The organism is Mesorhizobium sp. M1E.F.Ca.ET.041.01.1.1 (assembly GCF_003997355.1).
Lineage (GTDB): Bacteria > Pseudomonadota > Alphaproteobacteria > Rhizobiales > Rhizobiaceae > Mesorhizobium.
Genome location: NZ_RZSL01000190.1, coordinates 1 through 10,110 on the forward strand (window position 1 = coordinate 1; position 10,110 = coordinate 10,110).

11 protein-coding genes and 1 pseudogene are annotated in these 10,110 nt (G+C 62.5%); 7 read left to right on the top strand and 5 right to left on the bottom strand.

All coding sequences use genetic code 11. The annotated features are described in order from the left end of the window. Positions 1-204: HAD-IA family hydrolase (locus tag EOA38_RS17110; protein WP_145965984.1), on the bottom strand; the 204-nt coding region annotated here is incomplete at its 3' end. Positions 205-357: 153 nt separating this feature from the next. Between EOA38_RS17110 and EOA38_RS17115 the strand changes: the two genes are divergently transcribed. The 4 genes from EOA38_RS17115 to EOA38_RS17130 all read left to right on the top strand — a co-directional run bounded on the left by EOA38_RS17115 (position 358) and on the right by EOA38_RS17130 (position 3,596). Continuing rightward, the gene (locus EOA38_RS17115; RefSeq protein WP_127299770.1) at positions 358-1,236 is read left to right on the top strand and encodes a branched-chain amino acid aminotransferase; all 879 of its coding nucleotides are present in this window, start codon (positions 358-360) and stop codon (positions 1,234-1,236) included. Positions 1,237-1,343: 107 nt separating this feature from the next. After that, positions 1,344-1,946, top strand: coding sequence for a superoxide dismutase (locus EOA38_RS17120; RefSeq protein WP_127299771.1), 603 nt, complete (start codon positions 1,344-1,346; stop codon positions 1,944-1,946). A gap of 255 nt (positions 1,947-2,201) precedes the next feature. Continuing rightward, the gene (locus EOA38_RS17125; protein ID WP_127299772.1) at positions 2,202-2,639 is read left to right on the top strand and encodes a cytochrome c; all 438 of its coding nucleotides are present in this window, start codon (positions 2,202-2,204) and stop codon (positions 2,637-2,639) included. A 9-nt stretch (positions 2,640-2,648) separates the two neighbouring features. Continuing rightward, positions 2,649-3,596, top strand: a complete 948-nt coding sequence (locus EOA38_RS17130; RefSeq protein ID WP_127299773.1) for a cytochrome c — start codon at positions 2,649-2,651, stop codon at positions 3,594-3,596. Between the two features lie 7 nt (positions 3,597-3,603). Here the strand turns inward: EOA38_RS17130 and EOA38_RS17135 are convergent, their stop codons facing one another. Both EOA38_RS17135 and EOA38_RS17140 read right to left on the bottom strand, forming a co-directional pair. After that, a complete protein-coding gene (locus EOA38_RS17135; protein ID WP_126095007.1) occupies positions 3,604-3,993 on the bottom strand; it encodes an SET domain-containing protein-lysine N-methyltransferase in 390 nt (129 codons plus the stop codon). A gap of 102 nt (positions 3,994-4,095) precedes the next feature. Further along, positions 4,096-6,195 carry a S9 family peptidase gene (locus EOA38_RS17140; protein WP_127299774.1) on the bottom strand — a complete coding sequence of 700 codons (2,100 nt, stop codon included), beginning with the start codon at positions 6,193-6,195 and terminating at the stop codon, positions 4,096-4,098. Between the two features lie 121 nt (positions 6,196-6,316). Here EOA38_RS17140 and EOA38_RS17145 point away from each other — a divergent pair, with 121 nt between their 5' ends. After that, the gene (locus EOA38_RS17145) at positions 6,317-6,685 is read left to right on the top strand and encodes an SH3 domain-containing protein (protein WP_127299775.1); all 369 of its coding nucleotides are present in this window, start codon (positions 6,317-6,319) and stop codon (positions 6,683-6,685) included. A gap of 408 nt (positions 6,686-7,093) precedes the next feature. Next, positions 7,094-7,519, top strand: coding sequence for a MucR family transcriptional regulator (locus tag EOA38_RS17150; RefSeq protein WP_126095004.1), 426 nt, complete (start codon positions 7,094-7,096; stop codon positions 7,517-7,519). Positions 7,520-7,640: 121 nt separating this feature from the next. Here EOA38_RS17150 and EOA38_RS17155 read toward each other — a convergent pair whose 3' ends face one another. Together EOA38_RS17155 and EOA38_RS17160 are read right to left on the bottom strand one after the other, a co-directional pair. Further along, entirely contained in the window at positions 7,641-8,069 is a 429-nt protein-coding gene (locus EOA38_RS17155; RefSeq protein ID WP_127299776.1) for a SufE family protein, read from the bottom strand. Between the two features lie 188 nt (positions 8,070-8,257). Next, entirely contained in the window at positions 8,258-8,641 is a 384-nt protein-coding gene (locus EOA38_RS17160; RefSeq protein WP_126095003.1) for a DUF5330 domain-containing protein, read from the bottom strand. 537 nt (positions 8,642-9,178) lie between these two features. Between EOA38_RS17160 and EOA38_RS17165 the strand changes: the two are divergent. Then, positions 9,179-10,110: pseudogene (locus EOA38_RS17165) on the top strand (PAS domain-containing protein); the annotation flags it as partial.

The window sequence follows — 10,110 nt, forward strand, 5'->3', positions numbered from 1 at the left end:
GTCCAGCGCCTGCTCGGTCAGTTGCCAGAAATCGGCGTAGGCGCCCATCAGCGTCCTCACCCAGGAATATTCCAGCTGCTTGGCGCGCCAGATTTCGGAGAGAAGCTGGCCGTCCGGCCCGATCTCGCCGGCATGGCGGCGCACGGCCGCATGCACGTCGAACAACGTGCCATAGGCGTCGAAGACATAGGCCGCATGGTGCATAAGCAGAGTTTTGCGGCGTGCCGCGGCGTCGCGCAAGCGCTGATTGCGCGCAAGTGCCTCTGGCCTCAACGATTTCTCCCGATGTCGGTTGACGTGGGCCGCCAAAGCATCGTCCTATGGCTGCTCGAAAATCATCGATATGGACGGCAAACGATGACACTGGCGGCGGCGGCGCAGTCCGCGACATGGACCTATGTGGACGGCGACTGGTACGAGGGCAACGTCGCCATTCTCGGACCGCGCAGTCACGCCATGTGGCTGGGCACCAGCGTCTTTGACGGCGCCCGCTGGTTCGAAGGCGTGGCGCCCGATCTCGACCGTCACGCCGCGCGCGTCAACGCCTCGGCGATCGCGCTCGGCCTGAAGCCATCCATGTCCGCCGATGAAATCGTCGGGCTGGCCTGGGACGGCCTGAAGAAATTCGACGGCAGGAGCGCCGTCTATATCAGGCCGATGTACTGGGCCGAGCATGGCGGCTATATGGGCGTGCCGGCCGATCCGGCCTCGACCCGCTTCTGTCTCTGCCTCTATGAATCGCCGATGATCCCGCCTTCCGGCTTTTCGATAGGCGTCTCGCCGTTCCGGCGGCCGACCATCGAGACCATGCCGACCAACGCCAAGGCCGGCTGCCTCTATCCCAACAACGGTCGCGCCATCCTCGAGGCCAAGAATCGCGGCTTCGACAATGCGCTGGTGCTCGACATGCTGGGCAACGTCGCCGAGACCGGCACCTCCAACATCTTCCTGGTCAAGGACGGCCATGTGATGACGCCGGCTGCGAACGGCACGTTCCTGTCCGGCATCACCCGCTCGCGCACGATCAACCTGCTCGGCGACTACGGCTTCAGGACCACCGAAAAGACGCTCACAATCCGCGATTTCCTCGAAGCGGACGAGATATTCTCGACCGGCAATCATTCGAAGGTGGTGCCGATCACCCGCATCGAGGACCACGATCTCCAGCCCGGACCGGTGGCCAAGAAGGCGCGCGAGCTCTATTGGGATTGGGCGCATTCGACTCCCGCCGCCTGAGCGGATAAAAAGGCGACCGGCGCTTCATTCCGGAGTTGCCCCAATCCATTCCAGACCTATCTTAGTCCGGTAGTTGCACCGGACTTTTTCCTGAGGGAGTACCATCCATGGCTTTTGAGTTGCCCGCTTTGCCTTACGACTATGAGGCGTTGCAGCCTTACATGTCGAAGGAGACGCTGGAGTATCACCACGACAAGCACCACAAGGCCTATGTCGACAACGGCAACAAGCTGGCCGCCGAGGCTGGAATGGGCGACCTGTCGGTTGAAGAGGTCGTGAAGCAGTCCTTCGGCAAGAATGCCGGGCTCTTCAACAACGCCGCCCAGCACTACAACCACATCCACTTCTGGAAATGGATGAAGAAGGGCGGCGGCGGCAACAAGCTGCCGGGCGCGCTGCAGAAGGCCGTCGACAGCGATCTCGGCGGCTACGACAAGTTCAAGGCGGATTTCGTCGCCGCCGGCACTACCCAGTTCGGCTCCGGCTGGGCATGGCTCACGGTCAAGGACGGCAAGCTCGCGATCTCGAAGACACCCAATGGCGAGAACCCGCTGGTCCATGGCGCTTCGCCGATCCTCGGCGTCGACGTGTGGGAACACTCCTATTACATCGACTACCGCAACGCGCGGCCGAAATACCTCGAAGCCTTCGTCGATAGCCTCATCAACTGGGATTATGTCCTGGAGCTTTATGAGAAGGCTAAAGGCTGACCAATCCGACGAAAAGCCCCGGCATGCCGGGGCTTTTCTTTATCTGCCAACACAGGAGATTGATCACGATCGGGAAATCGTCACGGCACTGGGGGAATATTCCCATCGCTAGGTCCGTTAGCGTTCAGAGCAATTCCAGGAAAAGCGTGGAACGGTTTTCCGTCTGGAATTGCGCCAACAAGGAGATAGAGCATTTCACCGTGAAACGGTGAAATGCCGTAGTCGCTTACTCTCTTCACCGCTGGAGCCAATTGAATGAGAAAGCTTGTCCTCGCCATCTCTATGCTCGCTTTTGCCGGTTCGGTCGCCTTTGCCGATCCGATCCAGGATCGCCAGGCCCTGATGAAGGAGCGCGGCAAGCTCGCCGGCCAGTTGTCGAAGGTGGTCAAGGGCGAGGAGGATTTCGATGCCTCCGCTGTGCTGACGACGCTGAAGGCGTTGCAGGCCAATGCCGAGAAGTTCGATGCCGAGAAGCTGTTTCCGGCCGGCAGCGATCAAGGCGACACCACGGCCGCGCCGAAGATCTGGGAAGACATGTCCGGCTTCAAGGCAGCCGAGGACAAGTTGCTGACCAACGTCAAGGAAGCGGTCGCCTCGCCGCCGGGCGATGTCGATGGTTTGAAGGCGCAGCTCAACACGATTGGCGGCGACTGCGGCGCCTGCCACCAGAGCTACAGGATCAAGAAGGGCTGACCGCCTGATATGGCCTGGCTGAAGAAGCTCGTCGGTGCCGTCATCGTGCTGGGCGGCGCCGGTGCGGTTGCCGGTTGGGTCCTGGCTGCGCCGGTTCGGCTCGATGACGCGACCGTCGCACAGCTCGGCTCCGGCGACGCCGCCAGGGGCCAGCGCATCTTCAATGCCGGCGGCTGCACGTCCTGCCATGCCAAACCGGGGTCCAAGGTTGATGCCCGCCTGGAGCTTGCCGGCGGGCTGGAGCTGAAGACGCCGTTCGGCACTTTCGTGCCGCCCAATATCTCGCAGGATGCCAAGGACGGCATCGGCGCCTGGAGCGAGCAAGATTTCGCCAATGCCATGCTGAGGGGCGTTTCGCCGTCCGGCGAGAACTTCTATCCGGCCTTTCCCTATGCCTCTTACGCACGCATGAAGCCGGCCGACATCGCCGACCTCTATGCCTTCATGAAGACGCTGCCGGCAGTCGCCGGCAAGGCGCCTGACCACAAGCTCGCTTTCCCCTTCAATATCCGTCGCGGCATTGGTCTCTGGAAGCGGCTCTATCTCAGCCCCGAGCCGGTGATCGCCTTGCCCGACGGCACGCCGGACAAGGTGTTGGCGGGCCGCTATCTGGTCGAGGGACCCGGCCATTGCGGCGAATGTCACTCGCCGCGCGACTTCGCCGGCGGCGTCAAGAAGGCCGAGTGGCTGGCGGGAGCCGTGGCCGCCGAGGGCTCGGGCGTCGTGCCCAACATCACCCCCGACGGGAACAGCATCAAAAGCTGGTCGGAAGCCGACATCGCCAATTATCTCGAAACCGGCTTCACGCCCGATTTCGATTCCGTCGGCGGCGCCATGGTCGACGTGCAGCGCAACATGGCCCAGTTGACGGCCGACGACCGCGCCGCGATCGCGGCCTATCTCAAGGCCGTCCCGCCGCACCCCAACGGCTACCCGGCGCGCAAGCCGTCAAAATGATCTCAGGCTACGCGTGGCGGTCGCCGAGGAAGTCGAAGCCGTTTTCGAAAAAGTGGTTGTAGTCGCAGGTCAGCTCCTCGCCGGGCGCGATGTCGCGCAATGCGTAGGTCTCCTCGGGCGAGGACACGTCGCAGTTCGGCTCGTCGGCGTGGTTCATGTAGCGGGCGTCATCCGCCTCGAAGACGATGTAGTTGGGGTCGCGCCGGTCGGGATAGGAATAGCGGTCGAGATAGGATTTCACCGGGCCGGATTCGTTCTCATAGGTGTCGACGGGAATGCATCGGTCGAATCTTGGATCGAGCTTCCAGATCAACGTGCCTTTTGGAATGCGGTGTTTGGCGAAGACGCCGATGCCCTGGATGGGCGATTTGTCGAGATAGACGTCGACGAGCAGCATGACGACCCTTGCGAATGTATGGCGGGCGCGACCCGAAAGGGCCGCGGCCAAAAAACGACGGCGAATTGCGTAGCGCGTGGCCGTCGCAATTGCGAGTAAAAATCAGACCTTGCCGGTCACTTTCAGGGCATAGGCGTAGATATACGCGATCTCCTCCAGGCGCGAGAACCGGCCCGACGCGCCGGCATGGCCGGATTCCATGTTGATCTTGAACAGCACCGGATTGTCGCCCGCCTTGCGGTCGCGCAGCCGCGCCACCCATTTGGCCGGCTCCCAATAGGTGACGCGCGGGTCGGTGAGCCCGGCCAGCGCCAGGATCGGCGGATAGTCGAGCGCCGCGACGTTGTCGTAGGGCGAGTAGGCCGCGATCGTGCCGTAGTCGTCGGCCGACGCGATCGGATTGCCCCATTCCGGCCATTCGGGCGGCGTCAGCGGCAGGCTGGCGTCGAGCATGGTGGTGAGCACGTCGACGAAGGGCACCTCGGCGACGATGCCGCCGAAGCTTTCCGGCGCCATGTTGGCGATGGCACCCATCAGCATGCCGCCGGCCGAACCGCCTTGGGCGACGATGCGGTCATGCCTTGTGTAACGCTCGGCCACCAGATGGCGCGCGCAGGCGATGAAATCGGTGAAGGTGTTCATCTTGTGCCGACGTTTGCCGTCCTCGTACCAGCCATAGCCCTTGTCCTTGCCGCCACGCACATGGGCGATGGCGTAGACGAAGCCGCGATCGACCAGCGACAGGCAGTTGGTGTTGAAGGCGGCCGGAACGGCGATGCCATAGGAGCCATAGCCGTAAAGCAGGCAGGGCGCCGATCCGTCGAGCGGCGTCTGGCGATGGTGGATCAGCGAGATCGGCACCAGTTCGCCGTCAGCGGCAGGCGCCATCAGCCGGCGCGTGACATAATGCTCCGGATCATGCCCTGAAGGCACTTCCTGCGTCTTCAACAGAACGCGCTCTCGGCTGCGCATGTTGTAGTCGAACACCTGCGCCGGCGTCGTCATCGACGAATAGGTGAAGCGCATCACCTCGGTGTCGTACTCGTAGGAGCCGGAGAGGCCGAGCGAGAAGGCCTCCTCGCCGAAGGAAATGAAATGCTCCTCGCCGGTCAGGCGGTCGCGCACGACGATGCGCGGCAGGCCGTCCTTGCGCTCCAGTCTGACCATATGATGCTTGAAGCCCAGCACCGACAGGATCAGCCGTCCAGGCTCATGCGGCACCAGTTCCGTCCAATTGGCGCGTGCCGGATCTTCGACCGGCGCGGTCATGATCTTGAAGTCCTTGGCGCCGTCGGCATTGGTGAGTATGAAGAAGATGTCGCCGCCTTCTTCCAGATCGTATTGCAGCCCGGTCTCGCGCGCCGCCACCAGCTTGGGTTCGGCGAAGGGCTGGTCGGCGCGCAAAAGCCGGTATTCGGAGGTTTCATGGTCGTTGATGCCGATCATGATCCAGTCGTTGGAGCGTGTGCCGCCGACATCCATGAAGAAGCCGGGATCGGTCTCCTCATAGATCAGCCGGTCGTTTTCCGGGCTGTCGCCGAGCGCGTGGAAGAACACCTTGGACGGGCGATGATTGTCGTCGAGGCGAGTATAGAAGAAGCCGCCGTCGCCGGCGTTCCACACCCCGCCGCCACCCGTATCCGGGACCTGATCGGCCAGTTCCTTGCCGCTGGCGATGTCGCGCACGCGCAGCGAGAAGAATTCCGAGCCCTTGTCATCGAAGGCCCAGAGCAGCTTCCTGTGGTCGGCCGAATGGTCGACGCCGCCGAGGCGGAAATAGGGCTTGCCTTCCGCTTCCTTATCGCCGTCAAGCAGGATCTCTTCCACGCCGCCGTCGCGCGGCGTGCGGAAGTAGCGCGGATGCTCGCCGCCCTGTCGGAAGGACGAGCCATAGGCATAGGGGCCGTCCTTCATCGGCACTGTCGAATCGTCTTCCTTGATGCGCCCCTTCATCTCGGCGAAAAGCTTGGCTCGCAGTTCCGCCGTGTCGGCCATCAACGTCGCCTGGTAGACATTCTCGGCCTCGAGATGGGAGCGGATCGCACCGTCGAGGAGCGATGGGTCCCTGAACATCGCCTGCCAGTTGTCGGCCCGCATCCAGGCATAGTCGTCGGTGCGGGTAATGCCGTGATGCGTGTCGAAGACGGTGCGTTTCTCGGGCCGCGGCGGGTTGGCGGTCGGGAAAGCGGAAGATCTGGTCATTACGTCTCGCTGTGGAATTTGCCTGAAGTTTGCTTGAATGGCGAATGAACACGCCACTCAGCAGCGGTTCAAGGGGCGGGCTTCAAGATCGCCTGCATAAGGTAAGTTGAAGGGGGAAAAGATGAAGTCCTATGCTCGCACTGCAATGGCTTTCGTCATCGCTTCGGTAGTCCTGGCCCTTTCCAGCCAGTCTCATGCAACCGCGTTCGCCGCCTGGCAAGTGGCGGGCGTGCCGTTCGGCGACACGCTCAACGCCCGCAAATTTCCGTCAAACACATCGCAAAAGCAGGCGGCCTATCCCAATGGCACCGTCCTGCAGATGACCGGCCGCTGCACGGGCGGGATAGATCTGCTCGACATTGCCGGCCAACCGCACTGGAAGCAGCGCCAGGCGATCCACTATCGCTGGTGCGAGGTCTGGCATGATCCGGCGCAGAACGGTCATTTCGTCACCGGCTGGGTCTACGGCAAGTATATCACGCCCTATTGAGAGGTTCCGTCTACCCGCTCCGCGCGAGCAAGAGTGTCCTTGCAGCCTCTGGCACGTGTGACTTTTCGATGCTTGCCGCTGGGGGCAGACAAGCATTAGTCAAGCATTAAGGACTATGACTGCCGCCGGCCGAGGTGTAAAGCGAACTTGACGCGGCGTCAGGCTGCGCTGGTCCGGCCAGAAGAATCTCGCTAAGTTACACGGCGCACGAATTTTTGAAGCTGAAACGGCAATATTTGATGAATATCGCCGAATATATTTTAATAGGCGAATTGACTTACTTGCAGCACAGCGTCATTAAGATGATGCGACGCGAATCGCAGGGGCTTACCTGCATGAAATTCGCGCGATGCCCGATCTCAAGAAGGGCACAGTCTAGAAACAAACTCTCGTTGGGGCCTGAGCACAATGGATATCGTCGAAACACCTTCAAGCAATAGTGACGCGCTGATCGAGCTGACCGCCGATGTCGTCGCGGCCTATGTCAGCAACAACCCGGTGCCGGTCGGCGAACTGCCGAACCTGATCGCCGACGTTCACGCCGCGCTCGGACGCGTCGGCGGCACGACGGAGCAGCCGTCGGCCGAGAAGCAGAAGCCGGCCGTCAACCCGAAGCGCTCCGTGCATGACGACTACATCGTCTGCCTCGAAGACGGCAAGAAGTTCAAGTCGCTGAAGCGCCACCTGATGACCCACTACAACCTCACTCCGGAAGAATACCGCGAGAAGTGGGGCCTCGATGCCAACTATCCGATGGTCGCTCCCAACTACGCCGCGGCCCGTTCGCAGTTGGCCAAGAAGATGGGCCTCGGCCGCAAGCGCAAGGGCCGCTGACAGCGCTGCCAGCATCTGCAAGTTCGACGGCGTCCCTCGGGGCGCCGTTTGCTTTTTGCGGGAACAGATATTCGAAGCGGATCAGTTGGCTATGGGAAGCTGAACCGCTCTGGAGCCGCGGTCAGGCGGTCTGCCTCAGCGCTGCATCCGCATCGCGCTTGATGCGCTTGACCATCGAGCGCAGGCCGTTGGCGCGCTGCGGCGACAAGTGCTCGTCGAGGCCGAGCTCCTTCAGCGTCACTTCCGCGTCGGTGCTCTGGATCTGGCTGGCCGGCCGCCCCGAGAACAGCGCCAGCATGATGGCGACAAGGCCGCGCACGATGTGGGCGTCCGAATCCCCCTGGAAGCTGATCACCGGATCGACGCCCGGTCCCTGCTCGGTCGTCAGCCAAACCTGGCTGACGCAGCCCGGCACCTTGTTGGCCGCTGTGCGTTTGGCCTCGGGAAACGGCGGTAGTCCCTCGCCGAGCTCGATCACATAGCGGTAGCGGTCCTCCCACTCGTCGAGCAGGGAGAAGTCGTCGCGGATCGTTTCGATCGAGGTCGCCATGGCCCGCATATAGTGACTCGGCGCCCCCGCGTCACGGAAAAAGGCGTCACGGAAAAGAAAGACGCCGCGGGCGTCGAGAGGTCGGACGGGCCCGCGGCGTTAGAGCAATTCCAGGAAAAGTGTGAACGGTTTTCCGTCCGGAATTGCGCCAAAACTAAAAAAGCCGGGCGAACGGCTGAAAAGGAATCTCAGTTCTTCATCACCGGGATGTTGACCTTGGCGGGCAGCACGATGCCCTCGGCGACGCTGCCGGTGGTCTCGGCGGACGTTTCCGCCACTTTCGTCTCGGGCGCGGCCGACTTTTCCGACTGCTGGTCGTCAAGCATGGCTGCGGCGATCTTGGCGGTTTCCTGGGCGCGGATGGTAATGGTGTGCATGGCCGATTTGCCGGTCTCGCAGACGTCCGGCTTGCGCTCGCAGATGCCGGCAATGTCGCCGACCGCCTCGCGCGCCGCAAACAGCGCCTGGATCGGCCCGACCGCCTCGCGGCCATCCTCGTCCGGGCCGACGCCGAGCGGCAGCGCCAGGAGCACCAGCGAGAACCAGAAAGCCATCCTGATCAGAAAGCCCATTTCAATGCCTCTCGTCCGTGACCGGGTCATGCATCCCATTGGCATGACCTCTTTTATGGGCGGGATAGTGGCACAGGCGCGCAAAGGACGGCTTGCGCCGAAGCCGCGAATTTTCCTCAAATTTTAGGCAAATTCGAAAGGATTGGTTTTCGAGATTGATTTCATTCAAGTCTCATCGATTGCATTAACTTTACGATAACCATCTATGTTGCTGTTTTAAAAGAAGAATTTTAGATAGAAGAGTTTGTCGGCTCAGGTTTTTGGGAGTCCCGCCGCGCCTGTTCGAGGCTAACGCACCATTTACCATGGCGGCAGATCGATGAGCTTTGCGGTGCCGGCGTCCCAATATTTGCCGTGTGGGCAGGGTGCCCGCCGCGTCTGCCTTATCCATTCCTTAAACGCTGGATGCGAGTTTCAAGCCAATCAAGGGCCACCTGCAAAGCAGGGGCAATTTCACGACCGGGTACGAGTGCGTTGAGTTCGATTGCGGCCAGATACGTTCAATTGCCCGGCGCGGTTGCCGCCGGCTGCGAACGCATGGTTCATCCGACCGTCGCGGGCGAGGCTGAGCGCTTGTGTCAGCGCCGCTTCATCGGCGTCATGCTTACGGCTCCCTTCCTGGTGGCGGGCGCGGCGGTGACGCTGGTCACATCCAGCCTCAGCGCGGCTGTCACGATAGCCGCCATCTTCGGCGTTTTCGGTCTGTGCTGGTTCGCGGCGCTTCTGGTTGCTGCCACCGGCCACATGGCGTTCGCGGGCCGCGCCGCAATTGCGGTGGGTGGCTTCGCCCTTGCTGGCGCCGTCGCCGCGGCAGGTGGATTGGCCTCTCCAGTCGCCCTGCTTGCCGCCGCCTTGCCGGTCGAGGCCTGGTGGGTCACCGGATCACGGCGCGCGGCGCTCTCGGGCGCGCTGGCGGCCCTTGCCGCCATTTTACTGCAGCCTTTCGCGAACCAGTTGCTGCCGCTCGGCGCGGCCGGTATCGCCACCTGGCATTGGCTGCTGCCGCTCGCCTGGGCGCTTACTCTGTTGCCTCGCGGGGCGGCCTTCGCCAATCCGGCCAATACGCGCCAGGCAGAGCCTGCGACCGACCGTCTCGAGGACGTCATCGACGCCGTCGTGCTGCGTGTCGGCCGTCAGGGCGAAGTGCTCGACGCATCAGTCAAGGCGCGTTCCATTCTGAAGCTGGCACCGGAGCTTCTGTTCGGCACCGGCCTGTTCGACCGTGTCCATCTCTCCGACCGCGTCGCCTATCTCACCGCGCTCGCGGACATGCGCGAGGGCGCGCCGAAACGCCGGCTCGACCTGCGCATCCGGCTGCCGCGCGACGGCAGCGGTTCGACCGACAATTTCCGCCCGTTCCGCCTGGAATGGATGCGCGGCGAGCTCGAACCGGACGTCTTCACTCTCGTGCTGCGCGAGAATGACGACGTCGCGGCGCTCCGCGAGGAGCTTGCCGCGGCCAGGGAGAC